The organism is Luteibacter anthropi (assembly GCF_011759365.1).
GTDB lineage: Bacteria > Pseudomonadota > Gammaproteobacteria > Xanthomonadales > Rhodanobacteraceae > Luteibacter > Luteibacter anthropi.
In genome coordinates this window covers 255,032-280,829 of record NZ_JAARLZ010000003.1, presented here as the reverse complement: position 1 = coordinate 280,829, position 25,798 = coordinate 255,032, and the positions used below count along the sequence as shown (strand labels likewise).

17 protein-coding genes are annotated in these 25,798 nt (G+C 65.0%); 5 read left to right on the top strand and 12 right to left on the bottom strand.

The window, feature by feature from the left end; genetic code table 11:
• Positions 1-140: 140 nt before the first annotated feature.
• Positions 141-1,409: an ergothioneine biosynthesis protein EgtB gene (gene egtB / locus HBF25_RS06720; RefSeq protein WP_166947171.1), complete on the top strand. Its 1,269-nt coding sequence runs from the start codon at positions 141-143 to the stop codon at positions 1,407-1,409.
• Positions 1,406-2,389, top strand: a complete 984-nt coding sequence (gene egtD, locus HBF25_RS06715; protein WP_166947170.1) for an L-histidine N(alpha)-methyltransferase — start codon at positions 1,406-1,408, stop codon at positions 2,387-2,389. Before egtB ends, egtD begins: the two co-directional genes overlap by 4 nt.
• A gap of 438 nt (positions 2,390-2,827) precedes the next feature.
• Here egtD and mfd read toward each other — a convergent pair whose 3' ends face one another.
• Both mfd and HBF25_RS06705 read right to left on the bottom strand, forming a co-directional pair.
• A complete protein-coding gene (gene mfd, locus HBF25_RS06710; RefSeq protein ID WP_166947339.1) occupies positions 2,828-6,277 on the bottom strand; it encodes a transcription-repair coupling factor in 3,450 nt (1,149 codons plus the stop codon).
• A 310-nt stretch (positions 6,278-6,587) separates the two neighbouring features.
• Positions 6,588-7,496 carry a cation diffusion facilitator family transporter gene (locus HBF25_RS06705; RefSeq protein ID WP_166947169.1) on the bottom strand — a complete coding sequence of 303 codons (909 nt, stop codon included), beginning with the start codon at positions 7,494-7,496 and terminating at the stop codon, positions 6,588-6,590.
• Positions 7,497-7,621: 125 nt separating this feature from the next.
• Between HBF25_RS06705 and HBF25_RS06700 the strand changes: the two genes are divergently transcribed.
• Positions 7,622-9,982 (top strand): autotransporter domain-containing protein, encoded by a 2,361-nt coding sequence (locus HBF25_RS06700; RefSeq protein WP_166947168.1) that lies wholly within the window; start codon positions 7,622-7,624, stop codon positions 9,980-9,982.
• Positions 9,983-10,188: 206 nt separating this feature from the next.
• Positions 10,189-13,578: an autotransporter domain-containing protein gene (locus tag HBF25_RS06695; RefSeq protein ID WP_166947167.1), complete on the top strand. Its 3,390-nt coding sequence runs from the start codon at positions 10,189-10,191 to the stop codon at positions 13,576-13,578.
• Between the two features lie 6 nt (positions 13,579-13,584).
• Here the strand turns inward: HBF25_RS06695 and HBF25_RS06690 are convergent, their stop codons facing one another.
• The 5 genes from HBF25_RS06690 to HBF25_RS06670 form a co-directional block, all read right to left on the bottom strand.
• Positions 13,585-14,154 carry an ECF-type sigma factor gene (locus HBF25_RS06690; protein WP_166947166.1) on the bottom strand — a complete coding sequence of 190 codons (570 nt, stop codon included), beginning with the start codon at positions 14,152-14,154 and terminating at the stop codon, positions 13,585-13,587.
• A complete protein-coding gene (locus tag HBF25_RS06685) occupies positions 14,151-16,877 on the bottom strand; it encodes a serine/threonine-protein kinase (protein WP_166947165.1) in 2,727 nt (908 codons plus the stop codon). Before HBF25_RS06685 ends, HBF25_RS06690 begins: the two co-directional genes overlap by 4 nt.
• A gap of 68 nt (positions 16,878-16,945) precedes the next feature.
• Entirely contained in the window at positions 16,946-17,452 is a 507-nt protein-coding gene (locus tag HBF25_RS06680) for a Slp family lipoprotein (protein ID WP_166947164.1), read from the bottom strand.
• A gap of 28 nt (positions 17,453-17,480) precedes the next feature.
• Positions 17,481-18,386, bottom strand: a complete 906-nt coding sequence (locus HBF25_RS06675; RefSeq protein WP_166947163.1) for a 23S rRNA (adenine(2030)-N(6))-methyltransferase RlmJ — start codon at positions 18,384-18,386, stop codon at positions 17,481-17,483.
• A gap of 141 nt (positions 18,387-18,527) precedes the next feature.
• The gene (locus HBF25_RS06670; protein ID WP_166947162.1) at positions 18,528-19,160 is read right to left on the bottom strand and encodes an NAD(P)-dependent oxidoreductase; all 633 of its coding nucleotides are present in this window, start codon (positions 19,158-19,160) and stop codon (positions 18,528-18,530) included.
• Between the two features lie 120 nt (positions 19,161-19,280).
• Here HBF25_RS06670 and HBF25_RS06665 point away from each other — a divergent pair, with 120 nt between their 5' ends.
• Positions 19,281-20,252 (top strand): LysR family transcriptional regulator, encoded by a 972-nt coding sequence (locus HBF25_RS06665; RefSeq protein WP_166947161.1) that lies wholly within the window; start codon positions 19,281-19,283, stop codon positions 20,250-20,252.
• Here HBF25_RS06665 and HBF25_RS06660 read toward each other — a convergent pair.
• From HBF25_RS06660 to HBF25_RS06640, 5 genes are all read right to left on the bottom strand, one after another.
• Entirely contained in the window at positions 20,202-20,942 is a 741-nt protein-coding gene (locus HBF25_RS06660; RefSeq protein ID WP_341778051.1) for a sulfite exporter TauE/SafE family protein, read from the bottom strand. The genes HBF25_RS06665 and HBF25_RS06660 overlap by 51 nt on opposite strands.
• A gap of 208 nt (positions 20,943-21,150) precedes the next feature.
• Complete coding sequence (locus tag HBF25_RS06655; protein ID WP_166947159.1) at positions 21,151-22,140, bottom strand: LysR substrate-binding domain-containing protein; 990 nt, start codon at positions 22,138-22,140, stop codon at positions 21,151-21,153.
• Positions 22,141-22,307: 167 nt separating this feature from the next.
• Positions 22,308-24,146 carry a M3 family metallopeptidase gene (locus HBF25_RS06650; protein WP_166947158.1) on the bottom strand — a complete coding sequence of 613 codons (1,839 nt, stop codon included), beginning with the start codon at positions 24,144-24,146 and terminating at the stop codon, positions 22,308-22,310.
• 43 nt (positions 24,147-24,189) lie between these two features.
• Positions 24,190-24,957 (bottom strand): AraC family transcriptional regulator, encoded by a 768-nt coding sequence (locus HBF25_RS06645; RefSeq protein ID WP_166947157.1) that lies wholly within the window; start codon positions 24,955-24,957, stop codon positions 24,190-24,192.
• A gap of 80 nt (positions 24,958-25,037) precedes the next feature.
• On the bottom strand, positions 25,038-25,571 hold the full coding sequence (locus HBF25_RS06640) for a DUF6630 family protein (protein WP_166947156.1): 534 nt from the start codon (positions 25,569-25,571) through the stop codon (positions 25,038-25,040).
• Positions 25,572-25,798 lie beyond the last annotated feature (227 nt).

Sequence of the window (25,798 nt, the reverse complement as noted above, 5' to 3'; positions counted from 1 at the left end):
GGGCCCCGGATACGAGGGGCAGGGCGCCCCGGTGCACCGCGCGTTAAGGCGGTGGTCGGTCGCGCTCACACCCGTTGAACGTTTCCTGCGGCATGGTCGGCGCGATCGCTGGCGCCCCTTCGTCCGCATGGAACCGTTCGATGAGCCATCATCCGCTAGGCCTCGCTTCCCTTTCGCCGGCAGGCACGGATCTCGCCACGCGTTTTCTTTCCATACGTCATCGTACGGTCGCGCTCGCTGCCCATCTGCGTCCCGAGGACACGGTGGTGCAGTCCATGCCGGACGCGAGTCCGACCAAATGGCACCTGGCGCATACGACGTGGTTCTTCGAGCAGTTCATCCTCTCGCGCGATCGCCGGTACGTGGTGGCGAATCCGGAATGGCATTACCTGTTCAACTCGTACTACCAGTCGGTGGGGCCGATGCACGCGCGGCCGCGCCGCGGCATGCTTACACGCCCGGCGCTCGATGAATTGCTCGACTATCGTCACCGCGTGGATGAAGCCATCGCATCGATGATCTCCCGTGGTGATGATCCGGCGCTTGCTGCACTGGTTGAACTGGGTGTGCAGCACGAGCAGCAGCACCAGGAACTGTTGCTCACGGACATCAAGCATGCCTTTGCGCAGAACCCGCTGGAGCCCGCCTTTGCCGCTGACGCACCGCGAGCCCTGCCTGTCGTGGCACCTGCCTTGCGTTTCGTGCCTTTCGAAGAAGGCGTGGTGAAGGTCGGTCATGAAGGCGAAGGATTCCACTTCGATAATGAAGGGCCGCGCCACCGTACCTATCGGCAGGCGGGTGCCATCGCCAATCGTCCGGTGACCAATGCGGAGTACCGTGCCTTCGTCCACGATGGCGGTTACGAAGAGCCCACGCTGTGGCTGTCGGATGGATGGGCGAACGTGCAGGCCGAAGGCTGGAAGCGCCCGCTGTACTGGGACGAGGCGCTGGAGACCGAATTCACGTTGTCCGGCCGGCGCCCCATCGATCCCCATGCGCCCGTCACGCATATCAGTTACTTCGAGGCAGATGCGTTCGCGCGCTGGGCCGGCGCGCGCCTGCCCACGGAAACCGAGTGGGAGACGATGGCCGAGGATATTCCCGTTCAGGGGAACCTTCAGGACACCGACATGCTCCAACCTCGTGCCTCATCGTTCGAGACGGCGCTCGGACAGATGTACGGTGACGTTTGGGAATGGACGATGAGCCCATATGTCAGTTATCCGGGTTTCCGGCCCCTGGCCGGTGCGCTCGGTGAATACAACGGAAAGTTCATGAATGGGCAATGGGTGCTTCGAGGAGGTTCCTGCGCCACGCCCGCGGACCACATTCGCGCGACTTACCGCAACTTCTTTCCTCCCCATGCCCGCTGGCAGTTCTCGGGGATACGACTGGGAAATGATCGATGAGCGCTCTACCGAAAGACATCCGTGTCGACGACCGCCATCCGGATGTCGAGGACACCCTGCATACCGTCCGCCGCGGCCTGTCGGCGAAACCCAAGCGGCTTCCCTCGCGGCTGTTCTATGACGAACGCGGTTCCGCGCTGTTCGAGGCGATCTGCGAGCAGCCGGAGTATTACCTGACGCGAACCGAGATTGCGATCATGCGCGATCATGCCGCAGAGATCGCGGCGACGCTTGGCCCCGAGGCACGTCTGGTGGAATACGGCAGCGGCAGTGGCATCAAGACGCGCATGTTGCTGGAGCACATGGAATCGCCGGCCGCCTATGTGCCGGTGGAAATCTCGCGCACGGCGTTGATGGAAAGCGTGGCCGCACTGGCGGCGCAGTTTCCGCATGTGCCGATGCAGCCGGTGTGTGCCGACTTCACCCAGCCCTTGCGCCTGCCGGTGGCCGCCCGGGCACCGCGTCGCACGATCATCTATTTTCCTGGTTCCACGATCGGCAACTTCGAGAGCAAGGACGCCATGAAGATTCTCCGCCAGATGCGTGCGGAGATGAGCGATGGCGGTGGCGTGCTGATCGGCGTCGATCTGAAGAAGGATGCCGCCGAGATCGAGGCGGCCTATAACGATGCCGCGGGTGTCACGCGTGATTTCACCCTCAATATGCTGGTGCGCCTGAATCGCGAGATCGGCACCGATTTCGATGTCGATGCGTTCCGCCATCGTGCGCGTTACAACGCTCTCGCCGGTCGTATCGAGACCTCACTGGTCAGCACGGTTCGACAGGAAGTGCGCGTGGGGCCGGAGACTTATGTCTTTCGCGAAGACGAGGCGATGCAGGTGGAGTACAGTTGCAAGTATTCGCTGGAGGATTTCGCGCTGATGGCTTCGAAGGCGGGGCTTTCGGTGGAGAAGGTGTGGATGGATGCCGAGAAGAAATTCAGCGTGCAGTACCTGGTGCGCTCCACGCCGGCCCCCTGATTCCAGATCCACATCCAACACCTTGTAGGAGCGCGCCTTGCGCGCGACCGGTTTTCACGATGATTCCGGGTCGCGCGCAAGGCGCGCTCCTACAATGGCGTTGATGACGCCTGGACTGGCCATGACCTGTAGGAGCGCGCCTGCGCGCGACCGGTTTTAACGATGACTCCGGTCGCGTGCGAGGCGCGCTCCTACAACGGCGTTGATGACGCCTGGACTGGCCATGACCTGTAGGAGCGCGCCTGCGCGCGACCGGTTTTAACGATGACTCCGGTCGCGCGCGAGGCGCGCTCCTACAACGGCGTTGATGACGCCTGGACTGGCCATGACCTGTAGGAGCGTGCTTGCGCGCGACCGGTTTTTACGCTGACTCCGGTCGCGCGCGAGGCGCGCTCCTACACGGGATTTGGTGCGGCCGGGTGCCCATCGCACGTAGCGTTAGCTCGGGCGGCAGGCGCCCAGTGAGACGAGGGTTTCCTGCGCTGCCCTGATCCGCTCACTGCTGCCGGGAAGATCCATGATGACGCGCAGCTTGTCCTGCCCGTCCATCTTGAACACACGCGGTTGCTGCTGGATCAGTTTGATCAGCGCCATCGGGTCGATATCCGGCTTGTCGCGGAAGGTGACGCGGCCACCGTTTGCGCCGAAGTCCAGCTTGCGGATGCCCAGCGGCGTGGCCATCAGTTTCAGCTGTGCCACTGCGAACAGGCACTTGGTCTGGTCGGGCAGCAGGCCGAAGCGATCGATCATCTCAACCTGAAGCTCGCGCAGGCCTTCGTCATCTTTCGCGCTGGCGATGCGCTTATATAGCGTCAGGCGCGTATGCACATCCGGCAGGTAATCCTCGGGGATCAATGCCGGCAGGTGCAATTCCACCTCCGTCTCGTGTTCCGACGTGAGGTCGAAGTCAGGCACCTTGCCCGACTTGAGCGCACGCACGGCGCGGTCGAGCAGTTCGGTGTAGAGGCCGAAACCGATTTCCTGGATCTGGCCGGATTGTTCGTCGCCCAGCATCTCGCCCGCACCACGGATTTCGAGATCGTGCGTGGCAAGGGTGAAGCCGGCGCCCAGTTCTTCCAGGGAAGCCAGTGCTTCCAGGCGCTTCTCGGCGTCGGCCGTCATCGCCTTGCGATCCGGCACGATGAGATAGGCGTAGGCACGGTGATGCGAACGGCCGACGCGACCGCGCAGCTGATGCAGCTGGGCGAGGCCGAAACGGTCTGCACGGTTCACGATGATGGTGTTCGCCGTGGGAATATCGATGCCGGATTCGATGATGGTGGTGGACACCAGCACGTTGAAGCGCTGGCGGTGGAAGTCGGCCATGACCTGTTCCAGCTCGCGCTCCGGCATTTGCCCGTGCGCGACGCGGATGCGTGCTTCGGGCACCAGCTCACCCAGTTCGCGGGCAATGCGCTCGATGGACTCCACTTCGTTGTGCAGGAAATACACCTGGCCGCCACGCGACAGCTCGCGCTGGATCGCCTCGCGGATCATGGCGGGCTGGTAGGTGGAGATCAGCGTGCGCACCGCCGTGCGGTGGGCCGGCGGAGTGGCGATGATGGAGAGATCGCGCAGGCCGCTCATGGCCATGTTCAGCGTACGCGGGATGGGCGTGGCGGTGAGGGTGAGCAGGTCGACCTCGGCGCGCAGTTTCTTCAGCTGCTCTTTCTGGCGTACACCGAAGCGCTGTTCCTCATCCACGATGACCAGGCCGAGGTTCTTGAAGCGGATGTCTGCCTGCAACAGCTTGTGCGTGCCGACCATGACATCCACCTGACCGTCGGCCAGCCGTTCCAGTGCGTTGTCCACTTCCTTTTTCGACTTGAAGCGCGAGAGTACTTCCACGCGCACGGGCCAGTCGGCGAAGCGATCGGCGAAGTTGCGGTAGTGCTGCTGGGCGAGCAGGGTAGTGGGCACCAGCACGGCGACCTGCTTGCCGGCGGTGGCTGCGGCGAAGGCGGCGCGAAGGGCAACCTCCGTCTTGCCGAAGCCCACATCGCCGCAGACCACGCGATCCATGGCGCGGGGCCGTGCCAGGTCGGCGATCACCGCGTCGATGGCGCGTTGCTGGTCGGCGGTTTCCTCGAAGGGGAATGTAGCGGCGAATTCCTCGATCATCTGCCTGTCTACAGGCAGGGCTTCGCCCTGCTTGGCTTCGCGCTGCGCGTAGATTGCCAGCAGCTCGGCGGCCACGTCGCGCACTTTTTCGGCGGCCTTCTTGCGTGCGCGTTCCCAGGCGTCGCCGCCCAGGGAGTGCAGTGGCGCCAGTTCCGGTGCCGTGCCGGTGTAGCGGCTGACCAGCCCCAGCTGTGCCACGGGCACGTAGAGCTTGTCGCCCTTGGCGTATTCGATGGTGAGGAATTCACCGGGCATGTCGCCCACATCGAGCGACAGCAGGCCCTGGTAGCGACCCACGCCGTGATCGATATGGACGATGGGCGAGCCGATGGACAGCTCGGTGAGGTCCTTGATGATGCTTTCCGGATCGCGCGCGGCGCCTGCGCGCTTGCGCCGGTCGGTGCGTACGCGTTCGCCGAACAGCTCGCGTTCGGTGAGCACGGTGAGCGCCGGCTTCGTAAGTGCGAAACCCTGCTCCAGCGACGCGACCGTGATGGTCAGCTTCTCGTCACTGGCGAGAAAGGCTTTCCAGCCGTCGATGTTTGCCGGTTTCATGCCGGCGCCTGCGAGCTGCTCGATCAGCGCCTCGCGACGACCGGCGGAATCCGCGGCCACCAGCACGCGGCCAGGATAATGCGCCAGGAAATGGCGCAAGGCCGTGCCGGGCTCCTCGCCCTTGCGGTTGATCGGCAGTTCCGGAGCCGGCTGCGTGCCCAGGTCCACGGCGTGCTCGTGGTCTTTCGCCACGACATCGATGCGTGGTTGCTTGTTGAGGCGCTCGCGCAGTTGCTCCGGGGCGAGATAGATATCGGCAGGCGGCAGGACCGGGCGTTCGATATCGTGCGCGCGCTGGTCATAGCGCTCGGCCACTTGTGTCCAGAAGGCGTCGGCGGCGTCGAGCGTGCCGTCGCCCAGCACGAACAGCGTTTCACCAGCGAGGTAGTCGAACAGGGTTTCCGTGGCGCTGAAGAACAGAGGCAGGTAGTACTCGATGCCGCCGGGCGTGACGCCTTCTTTCATGTCCTGGTACAGCGGGCAGCGACGCACGTCGATGGGGAAGCGGTCGCGCAGTGCGGCGCGGAAGGTCTTCGCGGCTTCCTCCGTCACCGGGAACTCGCGGGCGGGCAGCAGTTCAACGTTTTCGACCTGCTGCTGCGAGCGCTGGGTTTCCGGATCGAAGGTGCGGATCGATTCCACTTCGTCGTCGAACAGCTCCACACGGTAGGGTTCGCTGGCGCCCATCGCGTAGATGTCGATGAGGGCGCCGCGCACGGCGAAGTCGCCCGGCTCGGAGACCTGCGGCACGTTGCGGTATCCGGCAGCTTCCAGCCGGCGCTGTTCGGCCACGATGTCGAGTTTCTGGCCCTTGCGCAGCACCAGCCCGGAGCCGGTGATGTGGTTGCGGGGGGCGATGCGCTGCATGAGGGTGGCGACCGGCACCACCAGCACGCCGCGTTTTACCGAAGGCAGGCGATACAGGGTGGCGATGCGCTGGGAGACCACCTCGGGGTGGGGGCTGAAGACGTCGTAGGGCAGGGTTTCCCAGTCGGGGAAGTGCAGCACGGACAATTCGCCCGCAAAGACGCCCAGTTCGCTTTCCAGGTTGTCGGCGCTGCGGGTATCCCGGGTGACTACTACCAGCAGGCCATCGTGCGCCCGGGCGGCCTCGGCGATTTCCAGGGCCCAGGAGGAGCCGTTCGGCACCGCCCAGTAGCGGCGGGTCTTGGCGTTGGCGGGGAGGGGCGGACGGGGAATCGCTACGGGCATCGGATCGACGGCTCGGCTTGCGGACAAGCCGGTGATTGTACTACCCCGTCATGAAGGCCTTGCCTTCGTGGGTTTGTAGGCGTTGCCGACGCCGGGTGCAGTGGGGCGCCGAGGGTCACGGTCGCGCGCAAGGCGCGCTCCTACACAAGCCCCCTGGAGGAGCGCGCCTCGCGCACGACCCGCCAACCGGAGCCACCCTGTAGGAGCGCGCCTCGCGCGCGACCAGCCAGCCGGAGCTACCCTGTAGGAGCGCGCCTTGCGCGCGACCGGTCAGGCCGAGGCTTCCGTCCAGGCCGCCCCACCGGCCAGCTCAATCGGCAATATCCGGCTCGAAGAAACTCCAACGCACATCCTTGAACCGCGCCTTGAAATCGGCCTCCACGATATTGATGGCCTCGATCATGGCCCGTGCCGTCGGTGCAGGCGCCATGCGCGCCTTGATGGCCACCATGACATCCGTGCCCATCTGCAGCGTAAGCAGGTTGTAGACCAGGTCGATCTCCGGCCGGGCCTCCAGGAAGGCCACCATCTCGGCCCTGCGCTTCGGCTCCACGCCCTGGCCGATCAGCAGGGCCTTGACCTCGCGGGCCACCGCCACGGCGACCACGATCAGCAGCACGCCGATGGCGATGGTGCCGATGGCGTCGTAGATGAGATTGCTGGTGACCATGGTCAGCAGGACGGCGGCAAGGGCGAAGGTCAGCCCCAGCAGGGCGGCGAGATCCTCGCCGAAGATCACCAGCAGCTCACTGGCCCGTGTCTCGCGGAACCACTGCCACAGACTGCGACCCTCACGCGCCTTGTTCACCTCCTGCAGGCAGCCGTGCATGGAGATGCCCTCGGTGACGATCGAGAAGGCCAGCACGCCCACGGCCAGCCACGCCCAGCGCAACGGTTCGGGATGAGTGAGCTTGTGCACACCCTCGTACACCGAAAACATGCCGCCCACGCTGAACAGCAGGATGGCGACGAGGAACGACCAGAAATACAGGGCACGGCCCCAGCCAAGCGGATACTCCGGTGATGGCGGGCGTTTGGCCTGGCGCATGCCGAGCAGAAGCAGACCCTGGTTGCCGCAGTCGGCCAGCGAGTGGACCGCTTCGGCCAGCATGGCGCCCGAGCCGGTGAACAGGGCCGCCACGAGCTTGGCGACGAAGATGGCGAAGTTGGCTCCGAGCGCGAGGAAGATGGCGCGCTTCGAATCGGCGGATTTTGACATGAATGGTCTGCCTCACGAGGTAAAGGTGCCAGTTCGCCGATTCTGGAATATTATCGCAGGTTCCTGACACTTGGTCGGGAGACAGGGTTTGTCTGGTTACGTGCCTGGAACTAGGTACATAGGGGATGGATATGGAATTTATTAAGCCGCTTCGCTCACGGCGTACCGGAATGCGTGCTCGCATTCCGGGCGCTCTATTGGCGTTGTTTATCGTTGCATCTTCTCAGCCTGCTTTTGCATCCCAAGCTTGCGGGCTCATCAACGGATTGTCGGGCGAAGTTGCGCCAGGGCAGACTATCGTGCTCAACCCGAGCCAGAATGCCAAGTTTGTCATTCTAGACGACATTGAGCTTCACGCCGAGTCCGTTGACGGGGGAGCTCATGCCGACTTTATTATGCTGAACGGTACGCCGATTAATTTTCTCCTAGGGGTGGTAGAAGGTCATCCGGCGTCAAAACGCGGCGTTTTTTCCAAGGGCGATGAATTCATCGCTCCTGCGGGAAGTATCCAGGTATCTGCCTCCGCTCAGAATGCAGGGAAGATAAGTTATTCAGTTGCCTGCGAGTCGCCACCGGTGACCTTGAATTCCATTTCGCCCTCTGTCGGTGCTGCCGGAACGGATGTCGTCATCCAGGGGCAGGGATCCCTTCAGGATACAACCGCAGTGCACTTTGGCGATCAGCTGGCAGCTTTTACTATCAATAGTGACCGGCAACTGACCGTTCGCGTCCCGGCAGGCAAGGGAACGGTGCCCGTGGTCGTGACCACGAGCGGCGGCGGGGACTCCAGACCGCTTCAATTTACCTATGGCAATGTACCCACCGGGCAGCCGTTCCCCGTGTCGACGACCGTTGACTCCCCGGTGACCATACAGCCGCCCACAGATGCTCAGGGAACTTGGGACAGCATTCTGGTGGGATCTTCACCCTCACACGGGCAGGTGAGAGTGGATGGTCGAAGCCTGATCTACACGCCCGCCCCGGGCTTTGTCGGTGTGGATACGTTTACCTACCAGCTGAGCAATGCGTTTGGCATGTCGCCGGCATCTGCGGTGAACGTCACGGTAACTCGTGCCGGAGGAGCCGCGGGGAACAGCCGTACCGTGACTGTGGCACCTGGGGTGCCTGTCAACGTGGATCTGTCTACCATGTCACCCGGAGGAAGCACTGCGGCTTCGCTGGTCGGCATGTCGCCGGCCAACGCCGGACAGGTTTCGCTGTCTGCGCAGGGTCTTCTGCGATTTACATCCACTGCCGATTTCCGTGGCCTGGTGCAGTTCAGCGCTTTATTGTCAGGTTCCGGCGGCGCAAGCACGCCCGTGAACGTGCTGGTGCTCGTGAGCAGCGAACCAGATCCGTCGAAGAATGCCAGCGTGCTTGGTCTGGTCAATGCTCAAGCGGAGCAGGCTCGTCGTTTCGCGCAGGGCCAGATAGATACGATCGGTGGACGGTTGGAAACCTTGCATGACCGATCGGAGGTGCCGACCTTCTCGAACAACGTTTCGCTCACCGTCAATGGCCGGCCGTTCTCCATGCAACGGGCAGGAAGTGCCGGTGAGCAGGGTCTTGAGCGTACGGGCAAGGGCGCGGCAAGCTCGGTTGCCGGAAGCGGGGAACGGTCTGGGGATCCGGTCGATGTGGCCAGCGAACACGGGCTGAGGGCGTGGATCGGCGGCCAGGCCAGTTTCGGTAGCTTCCAGTCCTATCGGCGGGCAGCGGGCTTCGACAGCGACACGATCAGCCTGACCGCGGGTATGGATACCCGGATTGGCGATCATGCCCTGGCGGGTGTTGCTTTTGGTTACTCGCACGATAACGCCGACGTCGGGAACGATGGAACGCGCAGTGTTGCAAAGGGCTATAGCGCAGCTCTCTACGCCAGTGTGCAGCCAGCGGAGCATTCCTATGTGGATCTTGTCCTTGGCGGTGGTGGCCTGAGCTTCGATAGCCGTCGCAAGGATGCAGACAGCGAGCAGCGATTAACGGGGCGCCGTACCGGCCACCAGTGGTTCGGTTCGTTGACTGCAGGTCTCCAGTACAAGACAGGGCATTGGCTGTGGTCGCCATACGGACGTGCGTCCTGGTCCATGTCGTCGCTCAACGGGTTCGCAGAGGAGGGGACAGTGACTGGTGCACTTGCTTATGGTAACCAGACCGTTCGTAGCACTGTTGCGGCCATTGGTGTGCGTGCAAGCGGCGATTTTGCAACCAGTTGGGGAAGCGTTGCCCCACGGGCGCGATTGGAAGCAGGACACGATTTCCAGGGTACGAGTCGCACGACGGTGGGCTACGCCTTCATTCCTTCGGCAGGGGAATGGAGTGTCCTGGGTAACCAATACAGTTCTAGCGGAACCCGGGTGCAGATGGGGCTGGGCCTGGATCTGCGCTGGACCAACGGTTGGCTGTTGGGTACGGAATACAGCTACCTGACGATGCCGCGGGCACACGACCAGATGCTTCGCTTCAGCTTGAACAAGTCGTTCTGATCCGTTTCGTTTTCACCGGCAGGCGCACAACGACTCTGGCAAGTCAAAGGCACCGGTCGAGACGACCGGTGCCTTTTGATATGGCGTGGGCTTAGCTCATCCTGCCTCTTGCCAGAGGCTCTTGTACTTGAAATTCTGCGCCGTCTGACAGGATTCCTGATCGTTTTACGCACTCCCTTGCAGGTAGTACCGAACAGGGGATCTTCATGCATCGCATCATTTCGCCGCGGGCGATGGCCGCACGCCTGCGGACCTGGGCCACCGCGGGGCTTTTGGCCCTCCTGGGGGCCGTGGCTCCGCAGGCCGGTTACGCATCCACGGGGTGCCGGCTCATCGACGGGAAGAGCGGACAGCTGGGGCCGGGACAGACCGTCACGCTCAATCCATCGCAGGGCATCAACTTCAACGCTGGCGACCTGGTGGCACTGACGTCGTCCTCTCCCAATGCCCGCGGCGATCTCATCCGGCTCGATGTCGCCGTGATTTCGGTCACGAACTTTCTCGACACCATGCAGACCACGCAATCGGTGGCGATGCCACGATCCGTGCTCGGTGGCCCCGCGACCCTGTTCGTGACCACCACCCAGGCCACGCCCGGCCTGGTGGCGAACTATGCGATCAGCTGCCGCTCGGTGGGTCCGACGGTGACCCAGATCGCCCCATCGTCCGGCAGGCCCGGCGCGACGATATCAGTGGTGGGAACAGGATTCCTGGGCACCTCGGCGGTGACCTTCGGCGGTCAGCCGGCGGCGTTCACCGTGGCGGGGGACACGCTGATCAACGCGACGATACCTGCCGGCACGGGGACGGTTGGTGTCACCGTGACGACCGATGCGGGCAGCGCCACGGGTGGCCCGTTCACCTACGTCAGCGCCCCCGATGCCCCAGTTATAGGTGCGGTGTCGCCAGGCAACGGACAGGCGACGGTAGCGTTCTCGCCGCCGGTGAACACGGGTGGCCTGCCGGTCACGAATTACGTGGTGACCTCGCATCCAGGAAACGCCACGGCCTCGGGCGCGGCCAGTCCCCTGACGGTGAGTGGCCTGACCAACGGCACGTCGTATACCTTCAGCGTCACGGCGACCAACGCCGCAGGTACAAGCGTGTCATCGGCCGCGTCCTCCGCCGTCGTACCCATGGCATTGCCCACCGCGCTCGACCGTAACCTGTCCACGGATTACGGCAAGGCCATCAGTGTCGATCTGGGTGTGGCGACGAATGGCGCGGGCATCACGGATGTCACCATCGATACACCGCCAGCACACGGCAAGACGACGGTGTCCGGCACGGTCGTAACCTACACACCGGCCGATGGCTTCCAGGGTGACACGGACAGCTTTACGTACATCACCACCAATGCCGTCGGACGTTCATCCCCCGGACGCGTATCGGTTGCCGTGGGACGTGTTCCCGTCCGCGTGCCCGATGCGCCTTTCATCGGCGCGGTCTCGGCAGGTAGCGGCCAGGCGACGGTGTCTTTCTCCGCTCCGGCGGACGACGGCGGTTCGCCAGTCACGAACTATGTCGTCATCTCGCAACCCGGTGGAGTCACGGCCGCAGGTAGTGGCAGTCCATTGACCGTGACCGGCCTTGCCAACGGTACGTCGTATACGTTCACCGTGACGGCAACGAATGCAGCGGGCACCAGTGTACCGTCCGCCGCGTCCCGCCCGGTCGTTCCGATGGCGTTACCCACGGCGCTCGACCAGACCCTCGCCACGGATTACGGCAAAGCCATCAGCGTTGATCTGGGAACGGCGACGAACGGCACGGGCATTGCGCAGGTCAGTATCGATATGCCGCCTGCACACGGCACGGCGACCGTTTCTGGAACGGTGGTGACCTATGTACCCGCCGAGGGCTTCCAGGGGGCGACAGACAGCTTCACCTACATCACCAGCAATGCCATGGGGCATTCGTCGCCAGGTCGCGTGTTGATCACGGTCAACGCACTGGCGGTGCCGACGCCCCAGCCCCTGGCCGTGGTCACCACGGTGGGCGTGCCGGTCACGATCCTGCCGGCACCGGGGACACCCGGTCCGCAGGCATGGGACCGCCTGGATATCGGCAACTCTCCCGCCCACGGACACGTGGTGGCGAGCGGACGAACCCTCGTCTACACACCGGCCAATGGATTCATCGGAACCGATACGTTTGCCTATCGATCGGGTACCGCATTCGCCATGTCGGCACCCGCCACCGTGACGGTCACCGTGACCCGCGAAGGGGGTACGGGAGTGTTGAACCGCACCGTCACGGCCTTGCCCGGAGCCACCGTGACGGTGGACCTCTCAAGCATTCAGCCCGGTATTGCCTCGGCGAGCCTGAGCGGCATTTCGCCGGGGCAGGCAGCGGAGGTGTCCCTGTCGCCGCAAGGCGTGCTGAGCTTTACGTCGCAGCCATCGTTCCATGGGCTCGCACAGGTCAGCGCGACGCTCACCACGAACGGCGGCGCGATCCTGCCGGTCAGTGTGCTCGTACTGGTCAGCAGCCAGCCCGATCCGTCGAAGAACGCCGATGCGCTTGGCATCGTCGCGGCGCAGGTGGAACAGGCACGCCGCTTCGCGCAAGGGCAGCTGGATAACATCCAGGGGCGCCTGGAAAGCCTGCACGACCGGCTGCATGATGCGCCTGTCGTCAGCAACCGGCTGGCGTTGAACGTGAACGGTCGCGCCGTGCCCATGTCCGCTCGCCCGGGTATCGGAGCGGCCGGCACGGAAACCGACACGGCACAGGCATCGCCTGTCGTAGCGGCCGACCATGGCATACGTACCTGGCTGGGTGGACAGGCGAGTTTCGGCAGCTTCGATGCGCGTCGTGGTGGGTCGGGTTTCGACAGCGATACCGTGAGTATCAGTACGGGCGCCGACGTACGCGTAGGCGAGCATGGCCTGCTTGGCATGGCGTTTGGCTATTCGCACGACAACAGCGACATCGGTCGCGAGGGTGCGCACAGCACCGCTCAGGGCTATAGCGCGGCGATCTACGGCAGCGTTCAACCAGGCGAAGGTATGTATATCGACCTGGTGATCGGCGGCGGTGGCCTGCGCTTCGACAGCCGTCGCATGGATGCCGATAGCGGGCGGCAACTGGCGGGCAGGCGTACGGGCCAGCAATGGTTCGGTTCGGTCACGACGGGTCTGGCCTACCGGACGGGGGCGTGGTCATGGTCGCCGTATGCACGCGCTTCGTGGTCGCTGTCGTCACTGAACGGCTTCGCCGAAAACGGCCCCGTGACCAGCGCACTGTCCTATGGACGACAACTGGTGCGCAGTTCGATCGGTGCCGTCGGCTTGCGCGTCAGCGGAGAAAGCGAACAGGCCTGGGGCACGCTCGCGCCGCGTGCGCGAATCGAGGTGGGGCACGATTTCCAGGGAGAAAGCCGCATGTTGCTGACCTATGCGCAGATACCTTCCGCAGGAGAGTGGAGCGTCATGTCCAGTCCCTACAGTGCCAACGGTACCCGTGTGCAGGTCGGCCTCGGGCTCGATCTTGGCTTCTCGGGCGGATGGTCGCTGGGAAGCGAATACAGCTACCTCGTGCAGCCACACATGCGCGACCAGTCCATTCGCCTCACCGTGAACAAGTCGCTCTGACGCATGTCAGCGGGATAGTTCCCGTTGCAGCCACGCCCGTGCAACGCGCCACTCGCGTTGCACGGTTGCTGGCGAAATACCCAGGGCGGCGGCGATTTCCTCCGCACTCATGCCGACGAAAAAACGCAGCGTCACGATCTGCGCCTGGCGTGGATCGAGCCGTTCCAGCAGATCAAGGCTTTCGGATAGCGCCATGGGATCCACATCGTCGTTCATCGATGCGGCGATTTCGGTCAGTTGCAGGCGGTCGGCATCCTGCGGTCGTTTCGCCGCCTGGCGCCGTCGAGCTGCATCGATCAGCACCTCGCGCATGGCCCGCGCCACCACGCCCAGCAGATGGCCGCGATCGTCCCATGCAGGGTTTGCCTGACCGCCGAAGACCTTGAGATAGGCTTCGTTGACCAGGGCCGTGGCACTCAAGGTACGTTCGCTGCGGTTCTGCCGGAGCTTGCCAAGGGCAAGCGAGTGCAGGGCGGCATACATTTCGCGCAGGGCACGATCCAGTGCCTGTACGTCGCCGGAGCGTGCGCGGTGCAGCCATTCTGTCACCTCCTTGTCGGTGGTGATGTCGTTCATGGCGATATTCCGTGGATCGCTGCAACCGTGCACGTCGCGATCGGAGTGGTGTAGGCGCTGGCCCGCAACTCACGGTCGATTCGATCGCATCGGCCCTTCCTGAGTGCCGCCGCGTTGTCTGCGACGCGTTTTGCGCCGACCGTATCGCCTTGCGCAGCCAGCAGTCGTGCTTCCAGCAACCGGGCGCGCAGCACGGGAAGACTGTCCGGCGCGGCGCCAAGCCGGCGGTTGATGTCGTCGAAACGATGCAAGGTATCGCGTGCCTCGGCAAAACGGTGTCGTGCCACCTGCAATGCACCGGTGCCGTCGAGGGCGGCGGTCCATGCGTCCGGTGCCGTCCCCGGTTCGGGCAGGGCAGGCAGGCGGGCGACCAGCGCCTCGGCCTCGGTCAGCCGGTTTTCGTGCAGGGCGACGGTTTCGAGCGTGTTCAACGCTTCGGTGAAATTGACCAGGGGCCACGCAGCACCGGCACGTGCCTGACTGGCCATGGCTTCCAGATGCGGTGCGATAACGGCTGCGGCGTCGCGATATCGTCCCTGTTCCAGGTATTCGCTCGCCAGCGCCAGCAACACGCTGTGCTGGAAATCCACGCGGGGTTCCGGTTCGTCCAGCGATGATGCATAGGCTTGTTCCAGCATCGCCGCTGCGCGTGCATGTTCTCCCGTGCCCGCGAGCGTGAGCCCCAGATACCCTTGCAAGGTCGACATGCCTGCGCCCTTCGTGCCGAGCATGCGTGTCCGGTCTGCAATCAACCGTTCGTAGATGCCGGCCGCCGTGGCGGGATCACGTGCGCTGGTAACTGTCGCGAGGACGAAGTCCGCGTGCAGGCGTTCAGGATCGTCCTTGCCATACGTCGTGGCCGACAGTGCGGAGGCACGCTGCGCCACCGTCACGGCCTGCGCGTGCTGGCCTGCGCGGCTGAGAGCCAGGGCCCAGGTCGTCAACGCCTGCTCCTGCTCTACCGGCAGGGCGGGTTGCTCGTGCTCCAGTTCGGCAACGAGCGAGCGAAGGCGTTCCGCCAGCGACATGGGAGTTGCCGTGCCTGCATTGAGTTCCTGCAGCAGCAGATGCGTGCGCACGGTGTAGCGTTCGTTCTTCGGAACATTTGCTGCGTTTGCCAGCAGGGCCAGCGCCTGCCGGTCGGCATCAGCGGCGGGAATGGCGTCCGTCTGGATGCCATAGGCGCGAGCCAGCGCGGCCCATGCGCGTCCTTTGTCGAGTGCCGGCGCATCACTGAACGACTGCAAGGCGATGGCCTGGCGCAGCAGGGGAATGGCACGCGCACCCTGGTCGAGCGCGTTGTAGCTCTTGCCGATGGACAGCAACAGGGCCGCTTTGACCTCAGGCGACAGGCGTGCATCGTCCGCGACCTGCCGCGCTCCGCGATCGAGCATGTCGCGTACGCGCAGGTTCTCGCCTTGCGCGTGCCCGGGGTCGGCATGTTCGAACAGGTCGCTCATGAAACCCGCCACGGCCTGGGTCTTGTCGCGCTCCTGCTGCACCCGTTGTAGCTGGCCCAGCAAGGTGACGACGAATGCGATGGCAAGCAGGCTGACCAGGCTTGCCACGCCCAGGGCGATCCGGTGACGACGCGCGAACAGCCGCGCGCGGTACCAGCGACGGCCCTGGCTTGCCAGTACTGGCCGGGCGTCGAGGTAGCGTCGCAGGTCGTGGGCCAGCGCAGCGGCGCTGGCATAGCGATCTTGCGGATCGATACGCAGCGCCTTCATGACGATGGCGTCGATATCCACGGGTACGGTTTTCGGTGCGTGGCGCCTGGGGCCCACGAGGTTGCCGTCCACGATGGCGTTGGACAGATCCAGAGCAGAGGTGCCGGTCGCATCGTCGAACGGACGTTTGCCGCACACGAGCTGGTAGAGCACGACACCGAGCGACCAGACGTCCGCGCGGACATCGAGTGCCTGTCCGCGCACCTGCTCGGGACTGGCATAGGCCAGCGTGAGCGCACGATGGACGGTGGTGGTCCGTGCATCGACCAGCACATCCGGGCCATCGAGCAGGCGCGATATGCCGAAGTCCAGCAGCTTCGGTTCGCCGCTGGCCGTCACGAGGATATTGGCCGGCTTGAGATCGCGGTGGATCACCAGCTTGCCATGGGCGTACTGCACCGCATCGCATACCTTCAGGAACAGCGCGATGCGGTCACGCAGGGATGTCCGCCGCTCCTGGCACCAATGGTCGATGCGTTCGCCGTCGACATATTCCATCGCGAGATAAGGCACGCCGTCGCCTGTGCGGCCCGCATCCAGCAGATGAGCGATGTGCGGGTGACTGAGCGTGGCCAGGATGCGGCGTTCCTCCGCAAAACGGCGGTGAGCCTCGCTGCCTTCGAAGCCTGCGAATCGCAGCAGCTTGAGGGCAACCGGCTGCTGCCATGCATTGGCCGGGCCGGAATCAACGGTGCGCTCCGCCAGATAGACCACGCCCATGCCGCCCTCGCCGAGGACACGCTCGATCCGGTATTGCGCGGGAAGGGCGGTCGTCAGGCGGTCGCCATCCACCGGCAGTGCGCCGGGAAGGGATGGCCAGGAGGGTTCCGTGGTTTCGGCGGCGCGGATGATCCACTCCACTTCGGCCAGCAGCGCGGCATCGTCGCCACAGGCGCTGGCGAGATGGTCTTTGCGCCGGCCCTCGGGCAGATCCAGCATCGCAAGCGCGATGGGTTTGGCGCGCAGGTAAAGCTGGCCACGATCGTCAGGCAATGGTCTTCCCCCGCCGCGACCCTTGCGGCGGGGGAAGTATAAGACGCTATGCGGGGCCGGCTGGCGGCTTAGCGGATGACGCCGACGCCCACGCCGAAACTGACGTTGGGATGGCCGCCGGACATTTCCTTGGCCGTCCACACGTGCGACTGGTTCACGGACACCAGGGGGAACGTGTAAGGAGCCTGGCCCACGTTGGCCGAGCGCGTGCCGTTGAGCCTGCCGGCGACGGTGACCATGCCGCCTGCCGGGAAGTCGAGGCTTTCGACGTAGCCGGGCATCGAGGCGATGAAACGGCCGTTGCCCGAATCGTTGGCCTTGGGACGCTGCGAGCTGTCCAGCGGATAGGCCAGCACTTCGATCTCGCTGTGATCGTTGAAGTTACGCACCTGCACGATACGGCCGCCCCAGATCACGTCGGACGTGCCGTAGCGCTCCGGTTCGCGGGCCACCTGCGCCGGGGGCACGGCCACCGTGTTCGCCGTCGGCTTGTAGATGGGTGCCGGCGCACAGCCGGCCAGGGCCATGGCAAGCAGGGAGGCGGGGATGGCGAGACGGGCGATGATCGTGCGCATGGGTCGGCTCCTGTCGTATGGGCCGACTTTACCGCTTCGGCAATGAACGCGGCGGATGCGCGGTGTGCATGGGCGCTGGGTCCTTGCCTTCTTCTACCAGCCAGGTCAGCCGGTATTCGGCCTCGCCGGGCTGGCCGAGCAGCTTCGGCAGCAGGCGCAGGGAATCGCGGATCGTATCGTCGAGCTTCCAGGGCGCATTGACGATGACCATGCCGGTGCCGTTGAGCCGCAGCGGGGAGTCGTCAGGGCGCAGCAGCAGTTCGGCCGCCAGCACGCGCTTGGCGCCGCTCTTGGTGGCCAGCCAGCGATGGAAGGGCTGCACGTGGCTGCGCAGCTTGATGGGGTACCAGACCGCGAAGATGCCACCGGGCCATTTCTCCATGGCCGCCGCCAGCGCCTTCTCGATGATGCGGAATTCGGCTTCCTGCTGCTCGAAGGGCGGGTCGATGAGGACGACGCCGCGCTTTTCCTTCGGCGGCACCAGGGCCTTCATGGCCTCGTAGCCGTCGCGGTGGTGCACGTGCACGCGCTTGTCGTTGTGGAACAGGTGGCGCAACTGGCCGGCTTCTTCCGGGTGCAGTTCGCACAGCTGGGCCGTGTCGGTGTCGCGCATCAGGTGCGCGGCGATCCACGGCGAGCCGGGGTAATGGCGGAGGGTGTCGTCGCCTTCGTTGCAGGCGCGGACGGTTTCCAGCCACTTCCACAGCAGCGGTGGCAGGCCGGTGGCCGTCTTCAGCACGGCGACGCCTTCGTCGGACTCACCGGTCTTGCGGGCCTCGGTGCCGCGCAGGTCGTAGCGGCCGCGTCCGGCGTGCGTTTCGATGTAGCAGAACGGCGTGGGCTTCTGCTTCATGGCGTCGATAAGGGCCACGAGCACCATGTGCTTCATGACATCGGCAAAGTTGCCGGCGTGGTAGGCGTGGCGATAGTTCATCGACGCAGTATAGCCGCCAGCCCACTCTCCCGTAGGAGCGCGCCTCGCGCGCGACCGGTACGGAGCGTAGTGATCTTTCGCTCCGCACCGGTCGCGCGCAAGGCGCGCTCCTACAGGGGCCTTTGTCGCCGAAAGGGGATATCAGTAAGCGAACGTCACGCGCTTCTTCGCGGAGTCGCCCTTCTCGATGCGGTCGAGCACGCCGATGGCGAAGTCGGCGATGGAGATGTGGCTTTCACCCTTGGCGTCCACCAGCACCTGGTCGCCGCCCACGCGGAACTGGCCGGTGCGCTCGCCCGGGGCAATGACTTTGGCCGGGCTGATGTAGGTCCAGTCCACGTTGGCGTGGCTGGCGCGGAAGCCGTCCAGGGCCGCGACCTGGCCGTTGGCGGCGTTCTTCCAGGCTTCCGGGAAGTGCGGGTCGTCGATCACGCGCACGCCCTCGGCGTTCAGCAGGCTGCCGGCGCCACCCACCCAGGCGAAGCGGCGGACACCGGCCTTGTCCAGGGCGCCGAGCAGGGTTTCGGCCTGCGTGCGGACGTTGACGGGATTGGGGTCATTGAGACTGGCGATGGCCGCATCGGCACCGGCCAGCGGGGCCGCGATGGTGGCCGGGTGGGCGACGTCGCCCTGGACCACGTGGAGATGGGCATGCTTCGTGGCGACCTTGGCCGGGTCGCGGACCACGGCGGTCACCTGGTGGCCGCGGGCGAGGGCCTCGTCGAGGATGACCTTGCCGATGTTGCCGGTGGCGCCGAACAGGACGATCTTCATGGGTGGATCCTTGAGGGTAAGGAAAGAGAATGGGCCAAGGATGCGCTCTTGATCGTTTCGGAAATACGCCTTTCAAGACAATTCATCGTAAAGTATGGCTTTACGATCGAGCGCCCATCCATGCCCAGTTCGGAGCTCAACCTCAATCGCCTCGCCGTTTTCGTGGCCCTGGTCCGGGCCGGCTCGTTCACCGCTGCCGCCGAGCAGCTGGGCACGACCAAGGCCATGGTGAGCCAGCATCTGGCGAAGCTGGAAGAAGAACTCGGGGTGACCCTGCTCCTGCGCAGCACGCGGCGCATGTCGCTCACGGACACTGGCGAGCGTTTCTACGAAGACTGCGCCCGGGTGCTGGCCGACGCAGATGCCGCCGTCGCGCGGCTGGGCGAGTGCCGCGACACGCCGATGGGTACGCTTCGCGTAGCCGCCGCCGGCGACCATGGCCCGGCCATCGTTGCCCCGGCGCTGGCGGCCTTCGTAGCGCGTTACCCGCAGGTAGACGTGGAGCTGGTGGTGAGCGACGCCATCGTGGACCTGATCGCCGAGCGCTTCGACCTGTCCATCCGCATCGGCTGGCTGCGCGATTCCAGCCACCGGGCCGCCAAGCTGTCCTCGTTCCGCCAGTGTCTCGTGGCCTCGCCGGCTTATCTGGCGCGCCGGGGCACGCCACTCACGCCCGACGACCTCGCCGGGCACGACTGGATCGCCCTGACCGTGCTGTCCTCGCCCACCCGCTGGACCTTTACCGATGCGTCGGGCGCCGAGCACGTGGTGCAGACCCGCGCGGTCGCCAGCGCCAACAGCACGCCAGCGGCCCATGCCTTCGTGATGGCAGGCTCAGGCCTCTCCGTGCTGCCGGACTACCTGGTGGAGGACGACATCGCAGCGGGTCGCCTTATATCGCTGTTATTGGATTACCGGCTGCCCCAGGGCGGTGTCTATGCTGTCTATCCCGGCAAGCAGCCGCCGGTGAAGGTGCGTGCCTTCATCGACCTGCTGAAGGAACACATGGCCGGCATCTGCCCGAATGCCACGGCGCCAGTGTCAGCCGAACGCATGGGCCATGTTGTTGAGGCCCAGCCCCAGCACGGCTAGCGCCGCCAGCCATGTCATGGCCCGCGCGGGAACGTGGCGGGCGAACAGCGCGCCGAAGGGCGCCGCCACCATGCCGCCCACGATGAGGCCGCCGACGGAGACGATATGCGGCGGCCCGACATGGAACAGGAAGCTCACGCTCGCCGCTGCGCTGACGATGCATTTCGCCACGTGTACCGTGCCGACGACGATGCGCGGGGTGGCGCCGCGTGCGATGAGGGCGGTGACGTTGATCGCACTCCATCCGCCGCCGCCGATGGTGTCGGCGAGGCCGGCCACGAAGCCCAGCCAGCGAGGCGCAGCGGGATTGTCGTCGGTGGCGCGAGCCTGTTTCGCACCACGCAGGATCAGGAACACGCCGACACCCAGCAGGTAAGGTGTCAGCGCCAGCTTCATCCAGCCGGCCGGCACATGGCTGACCACGTAGGCACCGATGGTGGCGCCCACCAGCCCGGGCAGCGCCAGGAGCAGCAGGAGGCGCTTGCGAACGTTGCCCGCGAAGTAATGGCTGATGCCCGACGCGCCGCAGGTGAAGGTTTCCGCGTAGTGGACGCTGGCGCTGGCCAGTGCAGGCGGCAGCCCGAGGGCGAGCAGGATGCCTGCCGAGACCACCCCGAACGCCATGCCCAACGCGCCATCGACCAGCTGCGCAAGCGCGCCGGCGGCGAGAAAGGTAAGGAATTCGGACATCGGCGGCATGCGTGACCCATGGAAGAAGCCAGGGTCAGAGTATCCGCAGTGCCCCATGACGGGGTGAAGTAAGTGTTGCTCGTCCGCCCCGACGAGCCCGGCCTCGTGTAGGAGCGCGCCTCGCGCGCGACCGGTATGGGCGAAGATGCACGATGGCTTGCCGGATATCGCCCATACCGGTCGCGCGCGAGGCGCGCTCCTACATGGGTCAGGCGGCTTCTTCGGCTTGTTCGAAGCGTTCCCGCCAGTGCGGTGCCAGCGGCCAGTCGCGGTTGCCGTCGCCGGCCAGGGCGCGGCGCACGTCGCGCGGGTCGATATGCGGCGCGAAGGCGTGGATGAAATCCAGCAGGTAGTCGCGTGGCACCAGGGCGTCGGGCAGCACGATCCAGGTGGTGCATTCGCCGAACAGATGATCTGCCGGCAGCACGACGAGATCGCGCTCATCGAGTGCCACGGCCATTTCCGCGAGGATGCCCACGCCCAGTCCTTCGCGGACATAGGTGCGGATGAGGTCGCCGTCACCCGCCGTCATGGCGATGCGCGGCCGAAGGCCGGCGCCGAAGAACGTGCGTTGCAGGGCGGAATCCGGTCGCAGCGACGACTCATAGCCCACCAGCGGTTGGGCGGCTAGCTCTTCCAGGGATGGCGGACGGGAGCGGCGCGCGAATGGATGATCCCTGGGCACCACGATCATGCGATTCCAGCGATAGGCGGGCAGGGCGATGCCCGCAGGCGGCAGCGCACTGCTGCCACTGACCACGGCCAGTTCGGCGCCCCCGGTGCGCAACAGGGGCAACACCCCGGATTCACGACCGGGATTCAGGTGCACGCTGACCTGCGGATGGCGGCGTGTGAAGGCGCTGACCACGTCCGGCAACGCAAAGCGTGCCTGGGTATGCGTGGTGGCGATGCGCAGGCTGCCATGCACGTCGCTGCGTAGGTTGGCGGCAATGGAAAGGATGTTGCCGGCCTCGGCGAGGATGGCGCGGGCGCGCTGTAGCACCGTTTCGCCGGCCGGCGTGACGCCTTGCAGGCTCTTGCCCCGGCGCTGGAACAGCTGGAAGCCGAGTTCGTCTTCCAGCTGGCGCAGTTGCTTGGACAGGCCGGGCTGGGTGGCATGCACCCGGCTTGCGGCCGCAGTGATATTAAGACCCGCGTCGGCGATGGCGACGAGGTAGCGAAGCTGGACGAGCGTCATGGCGGGGAATCCACGGAAGACCTGAGGCGAGGGCTGCGAAACGGCACGCGTCGTGGAAACATCGTGCGGGATGCAGGTCGCTGGTCTTCGTGGGTGCGCCAATGAGATTCATACAGACGTCTATACGGCCACTTGAACGAAGTGTCAAGTTTTTGTTGGATGACGGTCTATTTTACAGCTTCGTACAACTGGCGCAGGTCGGCCGTCTTCCGGCGGATCAGGGCCATGTCGGCGCCGACCAGTTCGTCCGGAGGCAGGTCGCGCCCGAAGAACCGGCGAAGCACCTCTTTCGGTGGGGCATCGAACCCCTCCGCCATCAACGCCCCGTAGCGCTTCTGGAAGTCGGCGGGGTCGGTCATGGCCATGTCGAACATTTTCGCTGCCCATAACCCCGCGTACATGTAGTTCACGAGATAGAACGGATCCTGGTACATCAATCGCTTGTCGATCCAGGCATGGGCCAGTTCCGGATCGATGGCAGGCCAGATGCCGAAGCGGCTGGTCACGTCCAGCGTCAGCGCGTCCAGGTCGGCGGCGTTGCGCAGCCTGCCGGCCATCACGCCTTCGTAGATGCCTTCCTCCAGTTGAGCTTCCTGGGCGGAGGTGAATATCTCGAAGGTCATCTCGTCCAGCTGCGCCTGGAGGTAATAGGCGCGGGTGGCCGCGTCCGGCGCGTGCCGATACAGGTACTCGTAGAGCAGCATCTCGTTGAGTATCGCGATGCCCTCGTGCATCCAGTTGGGGCCGTGGTTGTATAACGGCGAAACCCCATGCTCGTTCATCAGCTGGCTGTGGATGGCGTGGCCGCCTTCATGCGCCACGATGCTGGTGGATTTGAGCGTCGGCGACCAGGATTCCAGGAAAAGTCCGGCAGGTACGCCGGGTGCGGCGATGGAGAAGTTGTCGAGTTCGCGATTGCCGAGCGCTGCCGTCAGGTCGGTGCGCTGCGTGGCGGGGTCTAGCAGCGCGGTGAAGTGCGCCACATAGTCCTTGCCCAGCGGCGCCAGTGCCTTTGGAATCGTCTGTCGCATGGCCTCGTAGTCGAACACGGGCGGCCTGAAGCCCGGGAGCGGGACGGCCATGTCCCAGCTGTGCACCTCGGTGATACCCAGCCGCCTGCCGACCTCGGCAGCGCGTACCCGCTGGTAGTCCTTGAGTACGTCGGCCTGCGCTTGCAGGGCTGCGGTGGTGGCATGCACGTCGGTCCGGTCGAATTGCCGGCCGAAATACAGCGATTCAGCGGCGTCGCTGAAATGCTGGAAACGGGCGGAGCGATCGTTGATGCGAACGACGCCGGTCAGGATGCTTGCATAAGTCTGTGCCTGGGCCGAGCCGTCGGCCTGTTTGCGTTGCCATGCCTCGCGGCGGACGTCGCGGTCCGGATTGGCGGCCAGTGCGGTTGCGTCCTTGTTGACGTCGAGGTCGCCCTGCGGCGTATGAACCTTGCCGTAGACCGTCGCACGGCGGGTCTTCTGGTAGACGTTCCACAGCGCGTTGGTGCCCTCGTCGTACATGTCATCCACGATGGCCTGCTCGCTCGCGGGCAGTTCATGAGGAAGGCTGCGGGTGGCCTTGTCCAGGGCATAGGCATATTTGCGCAGCGCCGGCTCCGTGGCCGCCAGTGAGGCAAAGCCCTCATTGCCGACACTGCGCAGGGTGGTACGAAGCTTGATCGTCAACGCCCCCAGGGCGGTGCCTGCCGCGTGGTATCCGTCGGCGGCCACCTGATCGTCGGCGTCCAGTGCCGACCTGAGATGCAGGTAGGCATTGTGGCGCTGCCCCCGCGCCATCAGCGTCTCGACCCGGCGCAGGTAGGCGAGCAGGGTGGTTGCCGTCATGGGCGCTGGCGCGGTAAGCGCATCGATATCGGCTTGCAATGCCTTGAGGTCCGTCGCTTCGGCCGCCGGCGTCGGGAAGTAGGCCGTCTGGTCGATATGGTAGTCGCGGGCCTGCAGCGCGGCGCTGCCAAGCAGGAGAAGAGCGGGAATGAGATGTCGGGTTCGCATGGAACCACGCTATCAGGCGTACCGGCACGCCGCTTTACGCGGATTAGCGTGAGGTGACTTCGTTTCGCCACGCGCTCGGCGTGGTGGCATGAATGGCCCGGAACGAACGCGAGAATTGCGCGGCGCCGGCAAAACCGCAGTCCAGGGCGATATCGATCAACGGGCGACGGGTAGTGCGCAGCAGGTGGGCAGCGCGATCCACGCGCAGGCGGCGCACGTAGTCGCCCACGGTGCATTGGTGGAACTGACGGAAGCTGCGGGCAAGATGCACCGGGTGGCGACCGATGACCGAAGCCAGGGCCTCAAGGGTGATATCCCGTGCGGGGTCTTCGTGAAGATATTCGCGCGCGCGACGCAGCCAGCCTGGTTCGCGATGGCTTTCGGCGACGAGCCCCCGGGCGGTGATGGCAAGCATGTCCAGGGCCAGTGCCTGTACGGACAAGGCGGAGAAGGCATCGCCAAGGTCGAACTCGTCCATAGCGCGCCTGCCAAGGGCCAGCAACGCCCCCGAGCGGCGGATCAGCGGCCGGCCGTCCAGTCGGGCAGCGTGTTCGTCCAGCATCGCCGTCAGCTCCGCATCCGGTGCGAAGAGGATCTTGCACGCTCCTTCGTTGCCGAAACGCTGGGCGTGTGCCGCGTGGGCAGGGCAGTACAGCAGGTCGCCTGGCGCATGTTCGTTGCACATGCCGAGGATGCGTTCCTCGTAGCCGCCCGCCATCACGAGGCAGAACCAGTCCTCGTCATGGCGATGGCGGTCCATGGCCGCATGGGGGGCGTACCGTGAGATGTGCATGTCGTGGATGCCGCTCATCGTGCCTCCCCTGGCGAACGTCTGCACGATGGACTATGCGGCGGGCGAACCCCGCCGGCATGTTCCGCAAGTCACGGGGGTCAGCCCAGCTGGTTGCCCAGGCGCAGGTTGATCTCCAGCGCCGTGGCGATGAGGCGCATGCCTTCGTTGTCGCGCGTGGACGTGATCCAGCCTGCCACGGTGTCGTCGTCCTCGGTTTCACGGGACCAGAGCGTGTAGCCGTGCTCGTTCAGCTGATCGTAGGCGCGCGAGAAGATGTCACCGGCCTCGATGTCCTCGTGGAATTCGTCGTCGTCCGGATCGCCGTCCCAGTCGATCTGCAGGTTCCAGCGCGCCACTAGTTCGTTGATGGCCTCGACGATGGCGCGGGTGTCGTCGCCGTCCACCTCGAAACTGGCCCGCCAGTCGGTCACCTGGCCGACGATGCGCATGGGGTCTTCATCGCCCTGGTCTTCCACTTCTTCCTGGAAGGACTTGAACTGTTGCAAGGCGCTTGCTTCGTCGCCGGGGTTGATCATCAGCAGCAATTGCCAGACGTAGGATTCGACGGTTTCCTCGCCGTCCTCGTCGTCGAAATCGCGCTCGTGGTCGTAGTCGTCTTCGTAGTCGCTCATGGGAATGTGTCCGGTTGCCCGGCGCGGATGATCGCATGGCGCAAGGACGCGCGTCCGGCGCAAGAGCTTCCGCAAAGCGGTTGACAAATGTACTGTGCGGTGCAACAAATGGCACCCACGGACGTCTCCATGGCGCCCGGGCCCACTGCCAGTCCGCCGCTCACGCGGCTCACCACCAGGCGATCCACAGTCCCAGTGAACGCAACCAACCTCAGCGCGAACAACCT

Coding starts and splice junctions, on each gene's coding strand:
- egtB (WP_166947171.1), top strand. CDS start 141: ATGAGCCATCATCCGCTAGGCCTCGCTTCCCTTTCGCCGGCAGGCACG.
- egtD (WP_166947170.1), top strand. CDS start 1,406: ATGAGCGCTCTACCGAAAGACATCCGTGTCGACGACCGCCATCCGGAT.
- mfd (WP_166947339.1), bottom strand. CDS start 6,277: ATGCCCGTAGCGATTCCCCGTCCGCCCCTCCCCGCCAACGCCAAGACC.
- HBF25_RS06705 (WP_166947169.1), bottom strand. CDS start 7,496: ATGTCAAAATCCGCCGATTCGAAGCGCGCCATCTTCCTCGCGCTCGGA.
- HBF25_RS06700 (WP_166947168.1), top strand. CDS start 7,622: ATGGATATGGAATTTATTAAGCCGCTTCGCTCACGGCGTACCGGAATG.
- HBF25_RS06695 (WP_166947167.1), top strand. CDS start 10,189: ATGCATCGCATCATTTCGCCGCGGGCGATGGCCGCACGCCTGCGGACC.
- HBF25_RS06690 (WP_166947166.1), bottom strand. CDS start 14,154: ATGAACGACATCACCACCGACAAGGAGGTGACAGAATGGCTGCACCGC.
- HBF25_RS06680 (WP_166947164.1), bottom strand. CDS start 17,452: ATGCGCACGATCATCGCCCGTCTCGCCATCCCCGCCTCCCTGCTTGCC.
- HBF25_RS06675 (WP_166947163.1), bottom strand. CDS start 18,386: ATGAACTATCGCCACGCCTACCACGCCGGCAACTTTGCCGATGTCATG.
- HBF25_RS06670 (WP_166947162.1), bottom strand. CDS start 19,160: ATGAAGATCGTCCTGTTCGGCGCCACCGGCAACATCGGCAAGGTCATC.
- HBF25_RS06665 (WP_166947161.1), top strand. CDS start 19,281: ATGCCCAGTTCGGAGCTCAACCTCAATCGCCTCGCCGTTTTCGTGGCC.
- HBF25_RS06660 (WP_341778051.1), bottom strand. CDS start 20,942: ATGTCCGAATTCCTTACCTTTCTCGCCGCCGGCGCGCTTGCGCAGCTG.
- HBF25_RS06655 (WP_166947159.1), bottom strand. CDS start 22,140: ATGACGCTCGTCCAGCTTCGCTACCTCGTCGCCATCGCCGACGCGGGT.
- HBF25_RS06650 (WP_166947158.1), bottom strand. CDS start 24,146: ATGCGAACCCGACATCTCATTCCCGCTCTTCTCCTGCTTGGCAGCGCC.
- HBF25_RS06645 (WP_166947157.1), bottom strand. CDS start 24,957: ATGAGCGGCATCCACGACATGCACATCTCACGGTACGCCCCCCATGCG.
- HBF25_RS06640 (WP_166947156.1), bottom strand. CDS start 25,571: ATGAGCGACTACGAAGACGACTACGACCACGAGCGCGATTTCGACGAC.